The 21,484-nt window shown below is 70.9% G+C and carries 19 protein-coding genes; 10 read left to right on the forward strand and 9 right to left on the reverse strand.

Annotated elements, in window-relative coordinates; all coding sequences use genetic code 11:
- Window positions 1–20 precede the first annotated feature (20 nt).
- The 3 genes from AC1XX3_RS08945 to AC1XX3_RS08955 are packed head-to-tail and all read right to left on the reverse strand — an operon-like array spanning window position 21 to window position 3,397.
- Window positions 21–1,370, reverse strand: a complete 1,350-nt coding sequence (locus AC1XX3_RS08945; RefSeq protein WP_483320737.1) for an MFS transporter — start codon at window positions 1,368–1,370, stop codon at window positions 21–23.
- Entirely contained in the window at window positions 1,367–1,807 is a 441-nt protein-coding gene (locus tag AC1XX3_RS08950; protein WP_483320738.1) for a MarR family winged helix-turn-helix transcriptional regulator, read from the reverse strand. The genes AC1XX3_RS08945 and AC1XX3_RS08950 overlap by 4 nt, the downstream gene beginning before the upstream one ends.
- Window positions 1,808–1,867: 60 nt before the next feature.
- Window positions 1,868–3,397 carry an NCS2 family permease gene (locus AC1XX3_RS08955; protein ID WP_483320739.1) on the reverse strand — a complete coding sequence of 510 codons (1,530 nt, stop codon included), beginning with the start codon at window positions 3,395–3,397 and terminating at the stop codon, window positions 1,868–1,870.
- Between the two features lie 22 nt (window positions 3,398–3,419).
- On the opposite strand from AC1XX3_RS08955, the gene AC1XX3_RS08960 reads away from it, so the two are divergent.
- Entirely contained in the window at window positions 3,420–3,707 is a 288-nt protein-coding gene (locus tag AC1XX3_RS08960) for a DUF2530 domain-containing protein (protein WP_483320740.1), read from the forward strand.
- A gap of 13 nt (window positions 3,708–3,720) precedes the next feature.
- Here AC1XX3_RS08960 and AC1XX3_RS08965 read toward each other — a convergent pair whose 3' ends face one another.
- Window positions 3,721–4,263, reverse strand: coding sequence for a MarR family winged helix-turn-helix transcriptional regulator (locus AC1XX3_RS08965; protein WP_483320741.1), 543 nt, complete (start codon window positions 4,261–4,263; stop codon window positions 3,721–3,723).
- Window positions 4,264–4,419: 156 nt separating this feature from the next.
- Here AC1XX3_RS08965 and AC1XX3_RS08970 point away from each other — a divergent pair, with 156 nt between their 5' ends.
- Window positions 4,420–6,444, forward strand: a complete 2,025-nt coding sequence (locus AC1XX3_RS08970) for a PhoX family protein (protein ID WP_483320742.1) — start codon at window positions 4,420–4,422, stop codon at window positions 6,442–6,444.
- Between the two features lie 198 nt (window positions 6,445–6,642).
- A complete protein-coding gene (locus AC1XX3_RS08975) occupies window positions 6,643–7,929 on the forward strand; it encodes an ice-binding family protein (RefSeq protein WP_483320743.1) in 1,287 nt (428 codons plus the stop codon).
- A gap of 74 nt (window positions 7,930–8,003) precedes the next feature.
- Here AC1XX3_RS08975 and AC1XX3_RS08980 read toward each other — a convergent pair whose 3' ends face one another.
- The 3 genes from AC1XX3_RS08980 to AC1XX3_RS08990 all read right to left on the reverse strand — a co-directional run bounded on the left by AC1XX3_RS08980 (window position 8,004) and on the right by AC1XX3_RS08990 (window position 10,209).
- Complete coding sequence (locus AC1XX3_RS08980) at window positions 8,004–8,795, reverse strand: DUF3027 domain-containing protein (protein ID WP_483320744.1); 792 nt, start codon at window positions 8,793–8,795, stop codon at window positions 8,004–8,006.
- Between the two features lie 61 nt (window positions 8,796–8,856).
- Window positions 8,857–9,240: a cold-shock protein gene (locus tag AC1XX3_RS08985; RefSeq protein ID WP_483320745.1), complete on the reverse strand. Its 384-nt coding sequence runs from the start codon at window positions 9,238–9,240 to the stop codon at window positions 8,857–8,859.
- A gap of 96 nt (window positions 9,241–9,336) precedes the next feature.
- Window positions 9,337–10,209 carry a LysR substrate-binding domain-containing protein gene (locus tag AC1XX3_RS08990; RefSeq protein WP_483320746.1) on the reverse strand — a complete coding sequence of 291 codons (873 nt, stop codon included), beginning with the start codon at window positions 10,207–10,209 and terminating at the stop codon, window positions 9,337–9,339.
- A gap of 217 nt (window positions 10,210–10,426) precedes the next feature.
- On the opposite strand from AC1XX3_RS08990, the gene AC1XX3_RS08995 reads away from it, so the two are divergent.
- On the forward strand, window positions 10,427–11,764 hold the full coding sequence (locus AC1XX3_RS08995) for an MFS transporter (protein ID WP_483320747.1): 1,338 nt from the start codon (window positions 10,427–10,429) through the stop codon (window positions 11,762–11,764).
- Here the strand turns inward: AC1XX3_RS08995 and AC1XX3_RS09000 are convergent.
- Complete coding sequence (locus AC1XX3_RS09000; RefSeq protein WP_483320748.1) at window positions 11,726–12,685, reverse strand: CPBP family intramembrane glutamic endopeptidase; 960 nt, start codon at window positions 12,683–12,685, stop codon at window positions 11,726–11,728. The two genes, AC1XX3_RS08995 and AC1XX3_RS09000, sit on opposite strands and share 39 nt — an antisense overlap.
- An 88-nt stretch (window positions 12,686–12,773) precedes the next feature.
- Between AC1XX3_RS09000 and AC1XX3_RS09005 the strand changes: the two genes are divergently transcribed.
- From AC1XX3_RS09005 to AC1XX3_RS09025, 5 genes are all read left to right on the forward strand, one after another.
- A complete protein-coding gene (locus tag AC1XX3_RS09005; protein ID WP_483320749.1) occupies window positions 12,774–13,715 on the forward strand; it encodes a hypothetical protein in 942 nt (313 codons plus the stop codon).
- On the forward strand, window positions 13,716–15,938 hold the full coding sequence (locus AC1XX3_RS09010) for a helicase-associated domain-containing protein (protein ID WP_483320750.1): 2,223 nt from the start codon (window positions 13,716–13,718) through the stop codon (window positions 15,936–15,938).
- A 23-nt stretch (window positions 15,939–15,961) separates the two neighbouring features.
- On the forward strand, window positions 15,962–16,756 hold the full coding sequence (locus AC1XX3_RS09015; protein WP_483320751.1) for a hypothetical protein: 795 nt from the start codon (window positions 15,962–15,964) through the stop codon (window positions 16,754–16,756).
- Window positions 16,756–18,417: a DNA repair helicase XPB gene (locus tag AC1XX3_RS09020; RefSeq protein WP_483320752.1), complete on the forward strand. Its 1,662-nt coding sequence runs from the start codon at window positions 16,756–16,758 to the stop codon at window positions 18,415–18,417. Before AC1XX3_RS09015 ends, AC1XX3_RS09020 begins: the two co-directional genes overlap by 1 nt.
- A 102-nt stretch (window positions 18,418–18,519) precedes the next feature.
- Window positions 18,520–18,726, forward strand: coding sequence for a hypothetical protein (locus AC1XX3_RS09025; RefSeq protein WP_483320753.1), 207 nt, complete (start codon window positions 18,520–18,522; stop codon window positions 18,724–18,726).
- Window positions 18,727–18,742: 16 nt separating this feature from the next.
- Here AC1XX3_RS09025 and AC1XX3_RS09030 read toward each other — a convergent pair whose 3' ends face one another.
- On the reverse strand, window positions 18,743–19,318 hold the full coding sequence (locus AC1XX3_RS09030; protein ID WP_483320754.1) for an NUDIX hydrolase: 576 nt from the start codon (window positions 19,316–19,318) through the stop codon (window positions 18,743–18,745).
- Between the two features lie 105 nt (window positions 19,319–19,423).
- On the opposite strand from AC1XX3_RS09030, the gene AC1XX3_RS09035 reads away from it, so the two are divergent.
- Window positions 19,424–21,475 carry a HelD family protein gene (locus tag AC1XX3_RS09035; RefSeq protein ID WP_483320755.1) on the forward strand — a complete coding sequence of 684 codons (2,052 nt, stop codon included), beginning with the start codon at window positions 19,424–19,426 and terminating at the stop codon, window positions 21,473–21,475.
- The last annotated feature ends 9 nt before the right edge of the window (window positions 21,476–21,484 follow it).

A 21,484-nucleotide genomic window follows, 5' to 3' on the forward strand; every position in this document is an offset into this window, starting at 1 on the left:
ACCGCGCGGGTGCCGCCGGCTCAGGCCGCGCGGCGATGGACCTCGAAGTGCGGCTTGGGGTGGATCGCCGGCAGGATCTGCAGGTGCTGGCGCCGGGCGAGGAAGGCCGCCGACAACGCCACGCCGAGCACGGTCAGACCGCCGCCGCCGATCAGCGTCCAGCGCGGACCGAGCACCTCGCCGACCCAGCCCAAGATGGGCGAGCCGATCGGGGTGCCGCCCATCAGCACCATGCCGTAGAGCGCCATCACCCGACCGCGCAGCTGCGGGTCGACGCCGAGCTGGATCACGGCGTTGGACGCGGTCAGGGTCAGCAGGGCCGCCAGCCCGAGGATGGGCAGGATCGCGGCGAACCAGGTGTAGGTGGGCATCAGCCCGGCGGCGATCTCGATCACCCCGAACAGCAGCGCCATCTGGACGATGAAGCGGACGCGCGGGGCCCGCTTGCGGCGAGCCGCCAGCAGCGCACCGGCCAGCGAGCCGACCGCCATGAAGGTACCGAGGATGCCGTACTCCTGGGCGCCCTTGTGGAACTCCTGCTGGGCCATCAGCGCCGAGGTCATCTGGAAGTTCATCCCGAAGGTGCCGACGCAGAAAGCCACGCACATCACTAGCAAGATGTCACTGCGGCTGCGGACGTACGCGAAGCCCTCGCGGATCTGGTGCTTGGCCCGGGCCGCCGGTTCGGTGATCTGCAGCCGGCCGGCGTCGATCAGGATCAGCACCGCGAAAAAGGCTGCGTAGGTGGCGGCGTTGGACAAGATGGCCCAGCCGGTGCCGAACCGGGCGATGACCAGACCGGCCAGCGCCGGTCCGACCATCCGGGCGGCGTGGAAGGTGGCCGAGTTGAGCGCGATGGCGTTCGGCAGCAGCCGGGAGCCGACGACCTCGGAGACGAAGGTCTGCCGGGCCGGGTTGTCGAAGGCGGTGGCCAGGCCGAACAGGAACGCGATCAGATAGACGTGCCAGGTGAGGGCAGCCCCGGTGATGGCCAGTACGCCCAAGCCGGCGGCACACAGCGCCATCCAGATCTGGGTCACCTTGAGGATCAGCCGCTTGTCGAACCGGTCGGCGATCAGGCCGCCGTAGGCCGACAGCAACAACATCGGCAGGAACTGCAGCGCGGTGGTGATGCCGACCGCGAGCCCTGACCCGCCGGAGAGCTCCAGCACCAGCCAGTCCTGCGCCACCCGCTGCATCCAGGTGCCGATATTGGAGACGAAGGATCCGGAGACGTAGATGCGGTAGTTGGGGCTGCTCAGGGCGGCGAACATGCCGGTCTTGCCGCTGTCCTGGGGCTCGTTCGTATTCTCGTGCTCGGTTGTCGCTTTGAGTTTGTTCTGCTGATGCGTCGTTGCCTCGACACTCACGCGTGATTCACCTTTTCCAAGATGCTGATTGCCTTACGCAGCACCTCACGTTCCTCGGGTTCCAGTTCGGCGATCCGCAGCGCCAGCCACTCGTCGCGCCGACGCCGGTTGGCCAGCAGCACCTGCTGACCGGAGGCGGTCAGGGCGACGACGGACTGGCGCCGGTCCTTCTGCTCCGCAGTGCGGACCACGTATCCGCGTTCCTCGAGACCGTTCACGATCCGGGTCATCGACGGTGGCTGGACCTTCTCCAGTGCAGCCAGCTCGCCCATCAGCAAGTCGCCGTGGTTGAGCAGCACCGACATCGCCGAGAGCTGGTTGGTGGTCAGCTCCAGCGAGTCATCACGCACCTGCCGCAGCCGGCGGGCCAACCGCAGGACCGCCGGGCGCAAGGCGCTGGCCAGGCCGGCATGGGTTCTGAGGTCGCGGTTATTCACTGCACCCAGGATAATCGTTAGCAATGCTAATTACAACTGCTAACTACCCCCGCTATGCGATTAACCCACCAGGCGACCCAGCAGGCCCTGGGTGAAGTAGATGACGAAGAGCGCGGCGACCACGTACATCAGCGGGTGCACCTCGCGAGCCTTGCCGCGGACCAGCTTGAGCACCACGTACATCAAGAACCCGGCCCCGATGCCGGCGGTGATGGAGAAGGTGAAGGGCATCAGCACCATCGTCAGGAAGGCGGGCAGCCCTTCTTCGATGTCGTCCCAGTTGACCTTGGTGACCTGGCTCATCATCAAGAACCCCACGAACACCAGCGCCGGGGTGGCGGCCTCGGACGGGACGATGTTGATGAGCGGGGCGAAGAACATCGCCAGCAGGAAGCCGATGCCGGTGACCACCGACGCGAAGCCGGTACGCGCACCCTCGCCCACGCCGGCCGCCGACTCGATGTAGGCCGTATTGGACGAGACCGAGCCGACTCCGCCGGCCGCCGCGGCCAGCGAGTCCACCATCAGGATCGAGGTGACGTGCGGCGGGTTGCCGCGCTCGTCCAGCAGCTCACCCTCGGCGCCGACCGCCACGACGGTGCCCATGGTGTCGAAGAAGTCAGCCAGCAGCAGCGCGAAGATGAGCAGCACCAGCGGCAGAGCCGCACCCAGGCTGCCGGCCGCGCCGAACGCGCCGAACACGCTCACGTCGCCGATCAGGCTCAGATCCGGCAGCGAGAACACCCGGTTCAGCTCCGGCACGTTGAGCACCCACCCCGTCGGGTTGGTGTCGCCGACCTTCGGACCGAGGTGCGCGAACGCCTCGATCACCACGGCCACGACCGTGGTGGCCAGGATGGAGATGAGCATCGCGCCCTTGACCCGCTTGGCATAGAGCACAGCCACACCGAACAGACCCAGCACGAAGACGAGCATCGGCCAGCCGAGCAGTGAGCCGCCGATGCCGAGCTCGACCGGCGGGGAGCCGGCCGGTTTGCGGACGATCCCGCCGTCGACCAGCCCGACGAAGGCGATGAACAACCCGATGCCGACCGAGATACCGGTCCGCAGCGACCGGGGTACCGCCTTGAACACAGCGGTCCGGAAGCCGGTCAGCACCAGCAGCGCGATGACGATGCCCTCGATCACCACCAGACCCATGGCCTGCGGCCAGGTCATCTTCGGGGCGATGGTGAAGGCCAGCAGCGCGTTCAGACCCAGCCCGGTGGCGATCCCGATCGGGAAGCGGCCGACGACGCCCATCAGGATGGTCATCACCCCGGCGACCAGCGCGGTGGCGGCCGCCACCATCGTGATCGATCGGTCGACGTTGGCCCCGATCACCGCGCCGGCACCGTCCAGGTACGGCAGACCGCCGAGCAGGTTGCCCTGGCCGTCGGCGGCGGTCCCGATGATCAGCGGGTTCAGCGCGAGGATGTACGCCATGGTGAAGAAAGTCACCACGCCGCCACGAACCTCACGGCCCCAGGTGGACCCGCGGGCCGTGACCTGGAACCAGTCATCCAGCCGACCGACCCGGGAACGGTCGTCGGCACGGGCATCTGCAGCGCGGGGGGATCGGGTCACCATGGCGGCATCGTAGAGTGAACGCGTGACCACGTCGCCCCCCGTCTCGCCGAACCCGCCGGAGCACCACTTTCTGGTCCAGGCGCCGGTGGCACCGCTGGACGTGGACGGCCTGGGCGTGGTCACCGTCGGCACCTCGCTGTTCGGCATCGCCGCGGTGCTGGCGGGCCTCTTCCACGCTGATCTGGAGGAACACGGCAACGGCTGGTGGCTCGGTGTCTGCGTGGCGGGTTTCGTCCTGGGGCTGTTCGGCCTGCTCTACTGCTGGAACCGGCGGCGCCGTCGTCGGGCCGGGCTGTGGAATCGCGACTGAGCCGGCCGCAGGTCTAGAGATCGGCGTCGTCGAGCCCAGCCAGGGTCTGCTCCAGCAGCCCGGCCAACTGCTGAACCTGCGAGCCTGACAGGCCGCCGAGCACCTCGGACTCGACCAGGTTCGACTCGCGGATCGCGGTGGCGAACAGCTGCCAGCCGGGGTCGGCCAACCGCACCAGCACCCGGGTCCGGTTGTTCACGTCGGCCTCCCGGGTGATCCAGCCGCGCTCAGCCATCCGGTCCAGCCGATGGGTCATCGAGGACGGCGCCACGCTGACCGCGCTGGCCAGCTGGCCGGGGGTGCACGGCTCGCCCTCGCTGCGGGCCAGCTCGCTCAGCACCGCCCACTCCCCCGCGGTGATGTTCAGCTCGGCCAGCTGCTCGTCGTACCACTGGTTGAGCCGGCGGGACAGCCGGTGGACGGCGGTGATCACCCGCTGCACGTCCTCGTCGGCGCCCACGGCGACGTACGACTCCACCAGCAGCCGGACCTCGTCTGCGGCGCTGCGCTTGCGGGCCCGCTGCACCCGTCTGCTCGTCGTCTTGTCCCCGGCCATAGAGCCATCCTCCCCTGACCGCGGGTGGCGCCGAACCTCCGGTCAGAGTTCACCCGCTGCTCACCTCGGCGGCGCGCCGGGTTCACCGCGGCTCTGGAGTCTCCAGATGTCAGCTACCCCGACCTGCGGCTCGCCCGCCAAGGAGACACAGACCAGATGAAGATGTTGCCCATGCTGGCACAGACCCACGGCAACCGCAGTGCGGTCACCTGCCACCTCAAGTGCGACAGCGCCTGTTCGCGCGCTGTGCCCAACGAGAGCACCGAACCGTCCTTCCGCGACGTGGCCAGCGCCCGGCTGAGCCGGCGTTCGCTGCTCGCGGCAGGTGGCGCGCTCGCCGTCACCGCAGCCGTTCCCTCGCTGCTGCCCGAGGAGGCTGTCGCCGTCGGCAGCGGCGCCGACCGCGGCCACGGTTCTGGCCCGAACGCCTTCTCGTTCACCCCAATCTCCTCGGTCCCCGCCACCAAGGACGCCCTCACCGTGCCGCGGGGGTTCTCGTGGACGCCGATCCTGCGCTGGGGCGACCCGCTGTTCTTCAACTCGCCGGCCTTCGACCCCGAGCAGCCCGATCCGGAGGCGCAGGAGCTCCAGTTCGGCTACAACAACGACTACCTCGACATCCTCGTCACCGACCGCCGAGGCCGCCGGGCCCTCCTGTGCTGCAACCACGAGTACACCAACCGCGACATCATGTTCCCGCCCACCGCGTCCGCCGCCGAGGAGGCCGCGGTGCTGCGTACCTTGATGGCCGCCCACGGCTTCAGCGTCGTCGAGCTGGAGCGTCCGGGCCGCGGCCGGCCCTGGAAGTACATCCGTGGCGCCCGGCTCAACCGGCGCATCACCGCGTACACCCCGTTCCGGCTGACCGGACCGGCCGCCGGCAGCGAGCTGCTTCGTACGGCGGCCGACCCGAGCGGTCGCCGGGTGCTGGGCACGATCGGCAACTGTGCCGGCGGCACCACCCCGTGGGGCACGATCCTCTCGGGCGAGGAGAACTTCAACGGCTACTTCAAGGCCGACCCCGCCGCCGTGGGCAGCAAGCGGTACGGCTTGACCAACACTCCGAGCGTCTACGGCTGGGAGCAGATCGAGGACCGCTTCGACGCCACCCAGCCCGGCTACGCCAACGAGCCGCACCGGTTCGGCTACATCGTCGAGATCGACCCCAGCGACCCGACCTCGGTGCCGCGCAAGCACACCGCGATGGGGCGGTTCAAGCACGAGGGCGCCAACATCCGCGTCGACGCCGACGGCACCGTCGCGGCCTACATGGGTGATGACGAGAAGTTCGACTACCTGTACAAGTTCGTGGCCAAGAAGAAGTTCCGCCCGGGCAACTCGGCTGCGGCCCGCCGCTCCAACCTCGACCTGCTCACCGAGGGCGACCTCTACGTCGCCCGGTTCTCCGGCGAGCAGCACGGCGACAACGCCAACCTGGGTGGCGGCGAGTGGATCGCCCTGACCAAGAACGGCAGGTCAGTGGTCCCCGGCATGACCACCGAAGAAGTGCTGGTCTTCACCCGGCTGGCCGCTGACAAGGTCAAGGCGACCCCGATGGACCGGTGCGAGGATGTCGAGCCGAGCCCGGTGACCGGCAAGGTCTACATCGCCTGCACGAACAACGACGCGCGTGGCACCACCGGCAAGCCCGGCACGGACGCCGCCAACCCCCGCTCGGTCAACAAGAACGGTCACGTCATCGAGCTGACCGAGCGCGGCAATGCCGCAGATGCCACCCGGTTCAGCTGGGACCTGTTCCTGGTCTGCGGTGACGAGAAGCAGGCCGGGACCTATTTCGGCGGCTGGACCGGACCGGTGGCGCCGATCTCCTGCCCCGACAACGTGGCCTTCGACTCGGTCGGCAACCTGTGGATCTCCACCGACGGCCAGCCGAGCTCCATCAAGAAGGCAGACGGGCTCTTCCGGGTTCCGCTGAAGGGCAAGGAGCGCGGGCACCTGGTCCAGTTCCTGGCGGTGCCGGTCCAGGCCGAGACCTGCGGGCCGATCATCCACGACAAGGACGAGTCGGTCTTCGTCTCCGTCCAGCACCCGGGCGAGGACGGCAGCTGGGAGGAGCAGGTGTCGTTCTTCCCCGACTACGTCAGCGAAGGCGCCAAGGCGCGGCGTGGCGCCTGGCGAGGTCCGCGGCCGAGCGTGGTCCAGGTGACGCGCAAGCGCTGAGCCGGCAGGAGCGATCGGCGGCCTCGGAGCACCTCATCCTGGGCCGCCGGCCGCCTCGGCCCAGGGGATCGTCGGGCGATTAGTCGAAACGGGGGTGGTAGGTCTACCCTCAGCCCTGACTAACGAGCACATCACGGATCGGGCCCTTCCAGCCCGAATATCTGTCGCGGGGGCGGCATCGCGCCCTTGGAGGACTGCATGACCAGCCCCGCCCCGCTTAACGGCTCCGCCCCGAACGACTCTTCCGCTGCACGGCTGGCCGGGCGTACCCCCGCCCTGATCCTGCTTGCGGCACTCCTGGCGGCCATGCTCGTCGCTGTCGCCATCACGGTGCCGTCCCGAGCGTACGGGGCCGAGGCGCGGGTGGGCCTGGCGACCGCGGGCGACTACTCCGTGCTGGCCGGGACCACCGTCACCAATACCGGGAACAGCGACTTGTCGAACAACGTCGGCGTCAGCCCCGGAAGCGCCATCACCGGCTTCCCGCCCGGCGTCACGCGGGGGACCAGCCACGCCGGCGACGCGGAAGCTCTGCAGGCGCAGTCTGACCTGGTCATCGCCTACGACGACGCAGCCGGGCGGGCACCGACCGAAACCGTCTCGGGCGACCTGGTCGGGCGAACGCTGGTCGGTGGCGTCTACAAGTCCACCAGCACCCTCGCTCTCAACGGCACGGTGACGTTGGACGGCGAGGGCGACAACAACGCCGTCTTCATCTTCCAGGTCGCCTCGGATCTGAACATCGGCACCACCTCCACGGTGGCGTTCACGCGTGGCGCCCAGGCCTGCAACGTCTATTGGCAGGTGGGCGCCTCGGCTGTGATCGACACCGGCGGCGCCTTCGCCGGCACCGTCATGGCCCTGACCTCGATCTCGGTCAACACCGGCACCACCATCGACGGCCGGGCCCTCGCCCGCAACGGACAGGTCAGCCTGCAGAACAACGTGTTCACCAGGTCCGCTTGCAACCTGGCTGCGACGCCGTCGGCCAGCCCATCAGCCTCAGCGCCGTCCTCTCCGGGACCGTCGACTGCACCCTCCTCGCCCGCACCGTCAAGCCCCGCACCGTCAAGCCCCGCACCATCAAGCTCAGCGCCCTCCACTCCGGGTGTCCCGACCGCCGGCCCTACCTCCACCGCCGGTCCGACCGACGGGCCTGGTGCACCGGCGCCGACTGCGACGGATGCCTCGGCCAGCAGTACCCGAGCGCCGTCCGCCTCGGCCAGCAGCAGCCGTTCCGGCACCGCCACAGCGAGTTCCTCGAGCACGCTGGGTGCGGTCTTGGGTGACAACGGTTCCGGTGACAACGGTGGTTCGGGGGACAACGGTGGTTCGGGCGACAACGGTGCGGGCGGCGGAGAGCTGGCCGACACCGGCGCCGGTGGTCTCACGTCAGTCCTCGGCGTGGCCGCGCTGCTGCTGCTGGCGGGTGGCGGCGGACTGCTGATCCACACCCGCCGGACGCGCAGTCCTCGCCGGAGCTGAGCAAGGACTCTAGACGACAGATGGCCGGCCCCTCGAGAGAGGGACCGGCCATCTGTCGTTGCAGTGACGAGAGCTCAGTCGAAGAGTGAGCCGGCCTCGTCCCAGTCGAAGGTGTCCCAGGCCGGAGCGGGCAGCTCGGCGGCCCGGGGGTCGGAGACGACGTTGGAGTGCGCGCCACAGCCGTGGTCCAGGCTGACCACCGAGCCGTCCGAGGCCGAGTACGCGTTCGTGCAGGCGCCGAACAGGCCGCCCAGGTCACCGCGGAGGCGTACGAAGAAGCCGCAGTTCACACAGGTGTCGGGGGCCATCTTGGTCATCTGGTTGTCCGGACCGCCATCGCCGGCGAGCCATCGCTCGGCCGCCTCATCCCGCCCGAGCTGGGTCAGGACCCGCTCTCGACCGAGTCCCAGCTCGGCCACCACGGCGCGGATCTGGCTCGCCTCGGCGGGATCGGGGTCGGCCGCATCCTCGCCACCGGTGTAACCGGGTTCCAGCCGCGGGTCGTCGTCCGGGCTCGGCATCAAGAGTCCGGGCGTGACGTCGCCCGGCTCGATCCGGTCAGCCCACGGGATCCAGGCCGGCGGCTGCAGAGCCTCGTCGCTGGGGAGCAGGACGACCTCGTTGATCGTCGGCACCTTCGCCCGCGCGGCTCGCACCAGGGTGACCGACCAGCGCCAGCCCTGGTAGCCGATGTGGGGGCAGGCGAACAGATGGGTGACGACGCGGTCGTCCTCGGCGACGATCCCGAGGTGCTCCCCCACGCCCATCGCACCGGCGGTCTCGACCGCGGCGGCGCGCGCGAGGTCGACCGCGGCGGCCGCGACGGCGTCGGCCTTCAGGGACTTTCGAACTGCGGGGGTGACCATGATTCTCATTCTGGCAGTCGGGGCGGGACGGGGCGAACCCGTCGAACGACGGAGGCCGACCTCAGAGCTCGAGCTCGTCGGCCACGGCGCGGAGCACGGTCGCGACCTTGGCGCCCACCTTGGCGTCGGGGTGCCGACCGCGACGGTAGCCGTTGCCGATGCCGTCGAGCATCTTGATCAGGTCCTCGACGATGATCGCCATCTGGTCGGCCGACTTGCGCTGGGCCTTGGACAGCGACGGCGGCGCTTCGACCAGCCGTACCGACCAGGCCTGCTCGCCCTTGCGTCCCTCGATGACGTCGAAGTCGACCCGCTGGCCGGCCTTCAGCGCAGCCACGCCGGCCGGCAGCGCGTTCGCGCGGACGTAGACGTCGCCGCCGTCGTCCTTCGTCAGGAAGCCGAAGCCCTTCTCTGCGTCGTAGAACCGCACTTTGCCAACAGGCACTGAAACCTCACTTGATCTATGCCTGTGACCCAGGCGCGCCCAGCGTAGCCCGTCGGCACCGGCTGCCCAACCAGGTTGGCCCACACTCGATGTCGCTCAGGGCCGCATCGGGGCCAGCGGCAGGTTGGTGATCGCCTTGCTCAGCGCCTCGACCGGCTCCCGAGACGACCGGGGGTTGGCGATCAGCACCATCTCCACATCCGGCAACGGTGGCAGCTCGAAGCGGCCCGAGAGGTTGCGGAGGTCACCGGGGACCCGGCTCTGGGCCAGCACGCAGATCCCGATCCCGGCCCGGGTCGCGGCCAGCACGCCGTTGATCTCGCGGGTGTTGCAGGTGATGCGCCAGGTGCGGTGCAGGCTCTCCAAGGCGGTGATCGCCGTCGAGCGGCCCCAGCTGGGCGCGTGGTAGGTGATCAGCGGCACCGGCGAGCCCGGGTCGAGCTGGGTCCGCTCCAGCCCGACCCACACCAGCCGGTCCCGACGCACCAGCCGACCCCGGCCGAGGTCGGCCTCCTGGTTGATGAAGATCAGGTCCAGGTGGTTGGCCATCAGCCGCCGGTTGAGTACGCCGCTCTGGGTCACCGTCAGCTCCAGGTTGATCCGCGGGTAGAGCTGGCGGAACTCCCGCAAGATGGTGGGCAGCTCACTCAGTGCCAGCTCATCAGCCGCACCGAACCGGAGCCGGCCACTCATCGCCGAGCCGGTGAAGTACGACACCGCCTCGTCGTTGGCCGCGAGGATGGCGCGGGCGAAGCCGGCCATCGCCTCCCCGTTGTCGGTCAGCGACACCGAGCGGGTGTCGCGGCGAATCAGCTGGCGGCCGGCGGCCTCCTCGAGCCGGCGTACGTGCTGCGACACCGTCGGCTGGCTCAGGCCGAGCTGCTCGGCCGCCCGGGTGAAGCTGAATCCATTGGCCACGGCCAGAAACGTACGCAGCAGGACCGGGTCAAAACTCTTCTCGTCCGCCACAGTGCGGTGCTCCTCGGGAGTCATTGGTTTTCGCAATGCAATATATAGGGCTTATATGTTCGACGAATAGGGGGCAGGTCCGTAGGGTGGACGTGTCGCCCGGTGCTGCGCGACCACCGCCTTCGTCGGTCTCCGACGTCTCGTCCTCAACACCTAGAACCAGGTGAGTTCATTCGTGTCCGCGGCTCAAGCCGAACGGTTCGTCACGTCCGATCCCGTGTCTGAATCTGCCCCACCCGTCCGCTCCCCCGAACCACCCGGCCCTCCCGCCGGCAAGCCGGTCCGCACCCGCTCGTGGCCCCAGACTCTTGCTGCCCTCGAGGTCCGGAACTACCGGCTCTACCTCGGGTCGCAGGTCATCGCCACCACCGGGCTCTGGATGCAGCGCATCGCCCAGGACTGGCTGATCCTCGAGCTCACCGGCAGTGTCACCGCCGTCGGCATCGCCGTCGCGCTGCAGTTCCTGCCCGTGCTGATGTTCGGCCTGGTCGGCGGCGTCATCGCCGACCGCTACCCCAAGCGCACCATCTTGATGATCACCCAGTCGGTCGCCACCTTGATGGCACTCACCCTGGGCATCTTGGCGCTGACCGGTGCGGTGCAGGCCTGGCACGTCTACGGTGTGGCGCTGCTGCTCGGCTTCGTCACCGTGGTCGACAACCCGACGCGACAGGTCTTCGTGGCCGAGCTCGTCGGCGACCAGCACATCCGTAACGCCGTCAGCCTGAACTCCTCGGTCTTCCAGCTCGGGGGCCTGGTGGGTCCGGCGCTGTCCGGCGTGCTGATCCACGCCGTCGGCCAGGGCTACTCGTTCCTGATCAACGCCGCGTCGTGTCTGCTGGTGGTGGCGATGGTGTTCATCATCCGCCCGACCATCGCGGCCCCAACCATCCGGCGCGCCCCGGCCAGGGGCCAGCTGCGAGAAGGTCTGACCTATATCCGCAACACCTCCGAGGTGGCGTGGACCATCGCGCTGGTCGCCACCATGGGCATCTTCGGCCTCAACATGCCGGTCATCCTGGCCGCCTTCGCCGACCAGGAGTTCTCCACCGGCATCGGCGGCTACAGCCTGTTCAACTCACTCACCGCAGTCGGCGCCCTGGCCGGCGCCCTGTTGTCGGCGCGGCGCCGCGAGACCCTCCGGCTCCGGGTGCTGGTGGCCACGCTGTCGATGCTCGGCATCACCCTGGTCGTCGCGTCGATGGCACCGACCCTGTGGCTGTTCGGCGTCATCTTGGTGCTGGCGGGTCTGCTGACCCTGCTATTCCTCACCGGCGCCAACTCGCTCGTGCAGATGACCACGGCGCCGGCCGTCCGCGGCCGGGTGATGAGCGTCTACATCCTGGTCCTGCTCGGTGGACAGGCTGTCGGCAGCCCGGCGGTCGGCTGGCTGATCGACCATGTCGGTGCCCGGCCGAGCTTGCTCGCCTGCGGTGCCATGGTGGCCATCGTCTCGACCGCCGCCGGCCTGGCGATGGCGCGGCGTTCGCACCTCAGCCTGGCCTGGGAGTCCGGCTCAGGCCGTCGCCTCCCCGTCCAGATCGTCCGTCACTGACGCCGGCGGCTGCGGTGCCGGCGGCTCGGTCGCTGTCAGCCGCAGCCGCCGGGTCGCCACCAGCACGACGATCACCACACTCATCACGATCCACCCGGTCCACCCCAGCAGCCCGGTGCTCACCGAGCTGACGGGGTGGTCCCGGTCGGAGAACAACAGGCCCAGTCCCGCGGCGGCGTTCACCGAGCCGTGGGCCAGCGCCGCCACCCAGACCGTGCCGGCGGCGGCCCGCAACCACTCCAGGATCGCGCTGAGCAAGGTGGTGAACACCACCATCAACGCGAGCGCGGCCACCGGCGAGACGTCCGGATAGTTGTAGCCGAGCAGCAGCAGCGGGGCGTGCCACAGTCCCCAGGCCACCCCGGTCACGACGATCACCTGCCACCGCGGTCGCTCGGCCATCGTGTCGCGCAGCAGACCGCGCCAGCCCAGCTCCTCCCCCAGCGCCGGGAACGTGTTCAGCAGCGGGGCGAACAAGATCTGCACCAACGAGATCGAGACCAGCACCGAGATCGGCACCGGCAACGGCCCACTCGCCCCGAGCGCTGCGATATAGCCGGAGAAGTCGGTGAGATCGGCGGTGAAGACGCCCAGGGCGGCCGCCAGCAGCACCGCGGCAACCGTCAGCGCCAGCATGCCGAACCAGGCCACCAGCGCCGGTCCGATCCACCGCCGGACGCCGGTCGGCCGCAACCCGACCACGTCGACGAAGCGACGGCGATCGCGGGACAGCCGGTGCGTCGCCCACGCGGCGGCCGTGGGCACCAGCATGATCGCGATCAGCAGCACCGGGGCGTAGGCGGCGGACAGCCCGCGCGGGTCGCGCCACAACGGGAGAGCCACCGCCCACGCGCCGGCGTAGGACAGCAGCAGGAACAGCCCTGCCCGGATACGCGGGGACAGCGGGGTGGTGGCGGTCATCGACAGTTCCTTCCGGCCGGGTCAGGTCGAAACCGCGATGGTACGGCTAGCGCGAAGGTGGCCGGCGTGTCGCACTAGGATGATGGCCATGGCAACCTGGGAGGACGGCCCCGAGTACGCTCCGCTGGAGCGGCCGACGGAGTTCGCCGTACCGCCCGTGGCACCGCTGGAGGTCGCCCCGGCACCGCCCCAGCCCGCGGCCGGCGCTCCGCGTGAGCGCCCGGTGTTCTCCGAGCCGCCGGCGCCGGTGGCCCCGCTCGCCACCCTGGTCCCCGCCGACAGCGACGACCGCGACCCGAAGATCCCCTTCGACGTGGTCAGCAGCACGGTCACCTCGACCCCGTCGGCCTGGGGTGCGGCCCACTGGAGCCCTCCGACCGGTCCCCCGGTCGCGATCGCGGCCCCCTTCACGTCCGCCGCCCCCTTCACGTCCGCCGCGCCCGTCGCGACCGCCACCCCCGGCACGAGCGCCGGCCCGATGCCGACCGCCTCACCGCTCCCCGGCCCGGGCGGTGGCCAGTGGGGTCCGCCCACAGCAGCACCGTGGCCGGCCCCGACCACCCCCTTCCCCCCGTCCGGTGGTGCGCCTCCCGGCCCGTTCCCGGCTCCGGGCACGCCGGGCTGGTTCGGCCCCGGCCCCGGTCAGGTCGCACCCGCGTCACCGCAGCAGGTGGACGCCAAGCGGGTCGCCGAGACAGTCACCCCCGGGGTGCTGATCTCGCTCGGCGTCGGTGCCCTGATCTATCCGATCGCCCCCATCATGCTGGTCCTCGCCTTCGTCCTGGCCGGTCGCATCCCGGTCGCCCGCCAGGCCGTACGCCGTTGCTTCGTGACTGGGCTGTCCGTCCTGGGCGTGATTGCGGCGCTGATGCTGTTCGGCGATCTGGCCACGGTCGGCGAGTGGTGGCGGCTGGTCGGCGTCTGGGCACTGGTCGTCTGCTGGGGCCTGCTGGTCGCCGTGCCGATCGTCGTTCTGCGCGCGCTGCGTGCCGGCGCCACAGCCCCGCCGTACCGCCAGCCCTGGGGCTGAGTGAGTACGCCCGCCTCCCGGCCGCGGACCCTGACCGAGGCGCTGCGCCGGCTTCCCGATCACGACCTGGTCACGCTGCTCGAGCTGCGCCCGGATCTGGCCTATCCGCTGCCCCGCGACCTCGCCGACCTCGCCACCCGCGCCGGCACCAGCACCTCCACCGCTCGGGCGGTCGACGCCCTGGACGCCTGGCAGCGGCAGGTGTGCGAGGCGATCGCCGCGCTCCCGGACCCCTGCGGGATCGCCGATGTCGCGGCGCTGGTGAGCCAGCTGGAGGCCGCGGTCGCTCGGGCCGCCGCCGACCTGCGGCGCCGGTGCCTGCTGTGGGGCGACGATGACCAGCTGCACCTGGTCCGCGCCGCCCGTGACTACTTCGAGCCCTACCCCGGCGGCCTGGCGCCGCCGTCAGCCCGGCCGTTGTCCGAGGCCGAGATCGAGCAGGCGCTCGCGGACTGCGACGACTCGGTCCGCCCGGTGTTGGACCGGTTGATGTGGTCCCCGAGCGGAGCGGTCCGCAACGCCGACCGCGCGGTCAGCGTGGCCGCGGCCAGGTCGCCGGTGGAGCAGCTGCTGGCCCGCTCCCTGTTGCGGCCGCTCGACGCCGACACGGTGCTGCTGCCGCGGGAGGTCGCTTGGCACCTGCGGGGCGGACGCTTCAGTCCTGAGCCGGTGCCGCCGGAGCCGCCGGTGGTGACCGGGCGTACCCGCCGGGCCGAGCTGGTGGACAAGGCAGCCGCCGGGGCCGCGTTCGGCCTGCTGCACGACCTGGACCTGGCGGTCCAGGCCCTGGAGACCACACCCCATCGGCTGCTGCGGCACGGCGGCCTGGCCACCCGCGATCTCACCGTCTTGGCCCGGAGCCTGGGCACCGACGTGCCGCACGCCGGCTTCGTGATGGAGTGCGCCGCCGCCGCCCGGCTGGTCGCCCCGGGGACGGCGCTGACGCTGCTGCCGACCCCGGAGTATGACCGTTGGGCCAACCGCGACGGTGCCAGCCGCTGGCAGACCATCGTCCAGGCCTGGGCACAGGCACCCCGCCACTTCGCCCGCGCCACCGAGCCCGGCCACCACGTGCTGGGACCGGAGGCCGAGTCGGCGATCGCCCCGGCCCTGCGGCGCCTGGTGGTCGAGCTGGCCGTCAGTGCCGGGATCGGTACGGTGCCCGACACCGAGGCCCTGGTGGCGGCCGTGGCCTGGCACCGTCCGCGCTGGGTCCGCTCCGCCGGGGGCGGGTTGGCCGACCTGGTCGGTGAGGTGCTGCGGGAGGCGGCCTGGCTCGGCCTGACCTCGCTCGACGCCGTGTCGTCGTACGCCCCGGTGATGCTGGCGGCGCACCAACCGATGCCCGAGGACCTGGTGCAGCTCTTCCCCGAGCCGGTCGACCGGATCATCGTCCAGTCCGACCTGACAGCGGTCGCCCCGGGTCCGCTGCGGCACGCGATCAGCAGCGAGCTGCGGCTGCTGGCCGACCAGGAGTCCCGGGGCGGCGGCGGGGTCTATCGGTTCAGTGCCGCCTCACTGCGCCGCGGCTTCGACGCCGGCTGGTCGTCGGCGGAGATGCACGGCTGGCTGGAGCAGCACTCGAGCACCGGCGTGCCACAGCCGCTGGCGTATCTGATCGACGATGTGGCCCGCCAGCACGGCAGCATCCGGGTCGGCTCCGCCATGTCGTACGTCCGGACCGAGGACGAGAGCCAGGCCGCGGCGCTGCTGGCCCACCCGGACGCGGTCCCGCTGGGGCTGCGGACCGTGGCGCCGGGGGTGATGGTCGCCGCCGCCGACCCGTACGAGGTGGTGGCCCTGCTCCGGTCGCTCGGTCACACCCCGGCGGTCGAGGACGAGTCCGGCCGGACCCTGTCGACGCCGGCGCAGCAACGGGCGACCGCGCCGCGCCGCGACGCCCCGGGGCCGCGGGTGAGCGCCGCCGAGGCCGCGGCGGCGGTTCGCGCCGGTGACCGCGGACCCCGCCTGGCCGCGGGCGGCACTGCGGACCCGGCGGCCGGCACCGCCGCCACCGTACGGCTGCTGCAGGAGGCGACCCTGGCGGCGCAGACCGTGGCGGTCTCCTACGTCGGCGCCGACGGCCGCGCCACCGAGCGGGATCTCAGCCCGTTGGACCTGACCGCGGGCACCGTCCGCGCGGTCGACAGGTCCAGCGCCCAGGTGGTGACCATCCCCCTGGCGCGCATCTCCGCGGTTCGCGCGGTGGACGACCGGAGCTAGGCCGGCCCAACTAGACTGGGTCAATGCGCGCGGTGACCCTTCGAAGGCTTCTGGTCTTCGCCGTCTGCGCCGCCGCGATCGGCTGCCTCTACTGGGTGCCCACCCTGGCCAGCTCCCCCGGACAGCTGGGTTCAGCGCCGCAGTCGCAGCCGACCGCACCGGTCCGCGCCACAGTGACCGCGACCGCGACCACCACGGTGACCAGCATCACCCAGGTGCCGGACCAGACCGAGGCCACCACCCGGCCCGGGGCGCAGCGCACCGTCCGGCCCCGACCGACGGCGACGGCGCACAACCCGTCCGACCCACGGGACCGGACCGCACCCTCGCCGGTCTCTGACCTGCGCGTGACCGGCAGCACCCCCGACGAGGTCAGCGTGGCGTGGTCCAAGGCCACCGACGACACCGCCGTGGTCGGCTACACCGTCTGGGTCAACGGCTTCGAGGTGCTCACCACCGACCAGCAGTCGGCCACCGTCGACTGGTTCAACGACGAGCTGCAGACCTACACCATCCAGGTCCGGGCCGTGGACGCCGCCAACAACCTCAGTGACCCGCCGACCATGGTGCTGGCCACCCGACCCGATCCGGTCGAGACGCCCGCCACCACCGCGCCACCTTCGCCCGAACCGCCGACCACGCCGAAGCCCGAGCCCACCCCGATCCCGTCGAACGACTCCACCCCGACAGAGCCGGACGACTCCGCCCCGCCAACGTCCGACGACGCCACCCCGGGTGCTCCCGCGGACGCCGCCGCACCGTCGAGTGCCGACCCGACCGACCCCGCCCTCTCCCCAGAATCGAAGAAGACCGACTGATGCCAGCCTCACCCACCGGACCCGGCCCGCTCGTGGTGCAGTCCGACCGCACCCTGCTGCTCGAGGTCGACCACCCCGCCGCCGCCGACTGCCGGATCGCCATCGCCCCGTTCGCCGAGCTCGAGCGCGCACCCGAGCACATCCACACCTACCGGCTGACCCCGCTCGGGCTGTGGAACGCCCGGGCCGCCGGCCACGACGCCGAGCAGGTCGTCGACATCCTGCTCACCTACAGCCGCTATCCCGTTCCGTCGTCGCTGCTGGTCGACGTGGCCGACACCATGGACCGCTATGGCCGGCTGCGGATCGAGAAGCACCCAACCCACGGTCTGGTGCTGGTCAGCACCGACCGGCCGGTGCTGACCGAGGTGCTCCGCAGCGCCAAGGTGAAAGGGCTGGTCGGCAACCGGGTCGACGACGACACGGTGGTCGTCCACCCGTCCGAGCGGGGTCACCTCAAGCAGGTGCTGCTCAAGCTGGGCTGGCCGGCCGAGGACCTGGCCGGCTACGTCGACGGGGAGGCGCACGCCATCGACCTGGACCAGTCCGGCTGGGAGCTGCGGCCCTACCAGCAGCTGGCCGCCGAGTCGTTCTGGCACGGTGGGTCGGGCGTCGTGGTGCTGCCCTGCGGCGCCGGCAAGACCATCGTCGGTGCCGCCTCGATGGCCCAGGCGCAGGCCACGACATTGATCTTGGTCACCAACACCGTCTCGGCCCGGCAGTGGCGCGACGAGCTGATCAAGCGCACCAGCCTGACTGCGGACGAGATCGGCGAGTATTCCGGGGCAAAGAAGGAGATCCGTCCGGTCACCATCGCCACCTACCAGGTGATCACCACCAAGCGCGGCGGTGTGCACCCGCACCTCGAGCTGTTCGACGCCCGCGACTGGGGTCTGATCATCTACGACGAGGTGCACCTGCTGCCCGCACCCGTGTTCCGGATGACCGCTGACCTCCAGGCCCGGCGCCGGCTCGGCCTCACCGCCACGCTGGTCCGAGAGGACGGCCGCGAGGGCGACGTGTTCTCCCTGATCGGCCCGAAGCGCTACGACGCACCGTGGAAGGACATCGAGAGCCAGGGTTACATCGCCCCGGCCGACTGCGTCGAGGTCCGGGTCACCCTGAGCGACTCCGAGCGGATGACGTACGCGGTGGCCGAGGCGGACGTGAAGTATCGGCTGGCGGCCTCGGCCCAGTCCAAGACCGACGTGGTGGTTGACCTGGTGGCCAAGCACAAGGGTCAGCCGACGCTGGTCATCGGCCAGTACGTCGACCAGCTCGACGACCTGTCCGAACGCCTCGGTGCGCCGCTGATCAAGGGCGACACCACCGTGCGTCAGCGGGAGAAGCTCTACGAGCAGTTCCGCTCCGGCGAGATCGACCTGCTGGTGGTGTCCAAGGTGGCCAACTTCTCGGTCGACCTGCCCACCGCCCAGGTCGCCATCCAGGTGTCCGGCGCGTTCGGCTCCCGGCAGGAGGAGGCCCAACGGCTGGGTCGGCTGCTGCGTCCCAAGGATGACGGAATGACCGCCAGGTTCTACGCCGTCGTGGCCCGAGACACCGTCGACTCCGAGTTCGCCCAGCACCGCCAGCGGTTCCTGGCCGAGCAGGGCTATGCCTATCGGATCATGGACGCCGAGGACGCCATCAGCGCCGACTGACTTCTCGCGCGGAGTGGCTGACAGGCCGAGCCCCCCGGGCGTACCCTCAAGCCACCACCGTTCACGCCGCCGACGTACCGCGGCCGGGATCGAGGAGGTTCGATGGCTGCTAGCACCCGACGACGCCGCGGACGCCGCGCTGCGGCGAAGCTTGAGCAGCGGGGGTTGGGTGGGCCTCCCGACGAGCCAGGCGGCGGTGCCGAGGTACGGGAACCGCGTCGACCGTCTCCCGCCGCGCCGAGCCAGTCCGCCGCGCTGGACCCGCCGCGGTTCCAGCTGCTGAACCTACGGGCCGCCACCCACCGCTGAGTCGAGCCGACCCTGCTCAGTCGGTCGACACGTCGGGTCGGGTGGACTCCTCCTGCCGCCCGAGCTCGACCGGCCACTGCTCCGGCGAGTCCGCCAGGTCCCACAACTGCACCAGCTCGGCCGGCCAGACCCACTCGTCGGTGTCGACCAGCTCCGCGCGCGACCACCACCGGTGCGTCAGCAAGGTCAGCTTCTCGTCCTCGGTGTGGGCGCTGATGTCGATCTCGAAGTCGTCCACCCGCGCCAGATAGAACGCCTCCGTCTGCTCCAGCACCTCGTCGGAATAGCCGTGCACCGCCAGCCGGTGGGCCACCGGCCCCCGCAGGTCGTCGGCGCTCAGCACATAGCCGGTCTCCTCAGCCACCTCCCGCAGCGCTGCCACCACCTCGGTCTCGCCGGGGTCGATGCCGCCGCCGGGGGTGACCCACCACCGTTGCTCGGGGATGCCGGGATCGGTGTCTTGGAACAGCAGCACCCGCTCGTCCGGACTGACCATGATCACCCGAACGGCGGTCCGTACCTTCCGCGGGCGTCTGGCCGGATCCTCCACCCAGGCGAAGGCTCGCCGTGGCTGCACGTCGTCGGTTCCCATGGCCTCATCCTCGCAGCACCGCGAAATTCACTGGACCGCCTCCTCACCTGCCGGTAACGTGACCCTTCGCCCCCACCCCAGCCGAGCCGCATCGGAGTCTTTCGCATGCCCGAATCCGACACCCTCGCCTCCGAATCCGACACTCTCGCCTCCGAACGCCGCCATCTCGACGAGTCCCGCGCCGCCCTCGCCCGGATGCGGGAGCATGCCGCCGGCCTGACCGCCCAGGGCGGCGACCATGTCTCCACCGAACATCTCAAGCAGGCGCTCCACCGCCGCCGCAAGGCCCTCGAGGACGACCCGCGGGTGCCGCTGTTCTTCGGCCGCCTCGACTATGACGTCAGCCTCGGCGCCGAGAGCGACGAGCGGCTCTACATCGGCCGCCGGCACGTGGTCGGCGAGGCCGGCGGCGAGCCGATGGTGATCGACTGGCGGGCGCCGATGTCGCTGCCGTTCTATCAGGCCCGGCCGGGTGAGCCGATGCAGGCCCGGCTCCGCCGCCGGTTCGGATTCCAGTCCGGTGCCCTCACCGCCTACGAGGATGAGGACCTGGCGAACGCGGCGGCCGCCGGCGAGTCGGAGATCCTCGAGTCCGAGATCGAACGCCCCCGGACCGGACCGATGCGCGACATCGTGGCCACCATCCAGCCCGAGCAGGACACCATCGTCCGGGCCGGGCTGTCCCAGTCTCTGTGTGTGCAGGGTGCGCCCGGGACCGGCAAGACCGCGGTCGGGCTGCACCGGGCGGCCTATCTGCTGTACGCCTTCCGCGACCAGCTGTCCCGCTCCGGCGTTCTGGTGGTCGGCCCCAACGACAGCTTCTTGTCCTACATCGCCGACGTGCTGCCGGCCCTGGGCGAGATCGACGCCAGCCAGGCCACAGTGTCGTCGCTGGTCACCGACGCCACCGGCCAGCCGATCCGCGGTCTTGACTCCGCGCCGGCCGCCGTGGTCAAGGGCGACGCCCGGATGGCTGAGGTCCTGCACCGAGCGGTCTGGGGCCACCTCGGCACGGCCAGCGAATCGCTGGTGGTGCCGCGGGGTGCGCACCAGTGGCGGGTCGGTGCCTATCTGGCCGACGAGATCGTCTCCGAGCTGCGGACCCGCGGGGTGCGCTATGAGGCGGGCCGGGCGATGCTGCCGCAGCGGCTGGCGCACCAGGTGCTGCTGCGGATGGAGGCCGCCGGCGACTCACCGGATGATCGGGTGCAGAACACGGTGGCCCGCAGCCGGCCGGTCAAGGCGTACGCGGACCGGCTGTGGCCGGCGCTGGACCCGGCCAAGCTGGTGCTGCGGCTGCTGAGTGACGAGGCGTTCCTGGCCGAGCACGCCGACGGCATCCTGACGGCCGAGGAGCAGCAGCTGGTCCGGCTGGCCAAGCCGGCGAAGACGGTGGCCAGCGCCCGCTGGTCGCTGGCCGACGTGGTGCTCATCGACGAGGCAGCCGACCTGCTGCGACGGACCCCCAGCCTCGGTCACGTGATCATCGACGAGGCGCAGGATCTGTCCCCGATGCAGCTGCGCGCCGTCGGCCGACGGGCGAGCACCGGTTCGGTGACCGTGCTCGGCGACCTGGCTCAGGCAACGACGCCGTGGGCGACCCGCTCCTGGCCGGAGTCGCTTGCGCACCTCGGGCAACCGGACACCGTGATCGAGGAGCTGGTGGCGGGCTTCCGGGTGCCCGGCGCGGTGATCGACTTCGCGGCCCGGCTGCTGCCCACCATCGCGCCGGGTCTGACGCCGCCGCACTCGGTCCGCCGCAGCCGCGGCGAGCTGGATCTGCGCCGGGTCGCCGACCCGAGCGCTGACCTGGTCGCGGCGATCCGGACCGCCCTGGACCAGGAGGGCACCGTCGGGGTCATCGTGGCCGATCGGGCCGTGACCGCCACCCGGAAGGCGCTGGAGGCCGCCGGAATCGCCTACGACCTGCTCGGCGAGGACGCGCAGACCTTCGAGACCCGCGTCGATGTGGTGCCCGCGTCGCTGGCCAAAGGGCTCGAGTTCGACCACGTGGTGCTGCTCGAGCCGGCCGACATCGTCGCCGGCGAGCCGGACCGGGTGACCGGGCTGCGCCGCCTCTACGTCTGCCTGACCCGCGCCGTCACCAGCCTGGTCGTGGTCCACAGCCAGGACCTGCCCGAGGACCTGGCCGCCTGAGGACGCACC

The sequence above is a fragment of the Microlunatus sp. M237 genome (assembly GCF_056896895.1).

Bases quoted from the DNA above. Each gene is read 5' to 3' on its own strand.
- AC1XX3_RS08955 (WP_483320739.1), bottom strand. From the start codon at position 3,397: ATGGTGACCCGATCCCCCCGCGCTGCAGATGCCCGTGCCGACGACCGT.
- AC1XX3_RS08965 (WP_483320741.1), bottom strand. From the start codon at position 4,263: ATGGCCGGGGACAAGACGACGAGCAGACGGGTGCAGCGGGCCCGCAAG.
- AC1XX3_RS08970 (WP_483320742.1), top strand. From the start codon at position 4,420: ATGAAGATGTTGCCCATGCTGGCACAGACCCACGGCAACCGCAGTGCG.
- AC1XX3_RS08975 (WP_483320743.1), top strand. From the start codon at position 6,643: ATGACCAGCCCCGCCCCGCTTAACGGCTCCGCCCCGAACGACTCTTCC.
- AC1XX3_RS08980 (WP_483320744.1), bottom strand. From the start codon at position 8,795: ATGGTCACCCCCGCAGTTCGAAAGTCCCTGAAGGCCGACGCCGTCGCG.
- AC1XX3_RS09000 (WP_483320748.1), bottom strand. From the start codon at position 12,685: ATGACCGCCACCACCCCGCTGTCCCCGCGTATCCGGGCAGGGCTGTTC.
- AC1XX3_RS09005 (WP_483320749.1), top strand. From the start codon at position 12,774: ATGGCAACCTGGGAGGACGGCCCCGAGTACGCTCCGCTGGAGCGGCCG.
- AC1XX3_RS09015 (WP_483320751.1), top strand. From the start codon at position 15,962: ATGCGCGCGGTGACCCTTCGAAGGCTTCTGGTCTTCGCCGTCTGCGCC.
- AC1XX3_RS09020 (WP_483320752.1), top strand. From the start codon at position 16,756: ATGCCAGCCTCACCCACCGGACCCGGCCCGCTCGTGGTGCAGTCCGAC.
- AC1XX3_RS09025 (WP_483320753.1), top strand. From the start codon at position 18,520: ATGGCTGCTAGCACCCGACGACGCCGCGGACGCCGCGCTGCGGCGAAG.
- AC1XX3_RS09030 (WP_483320754.1), bottom strand. From the start codon at position 19,318: ATGGGAACCGACGACGTGCAGCCACGGCGAGCCTTCGCCTGGGTGGAG.
- AC1XX3_RS09035 (WP_483320755.1), top strand. From the start codon at position 19,424: ATGCCCGAATCCGACACCCTCGCCTCCGAATCCGACACTCTCGCCTCC.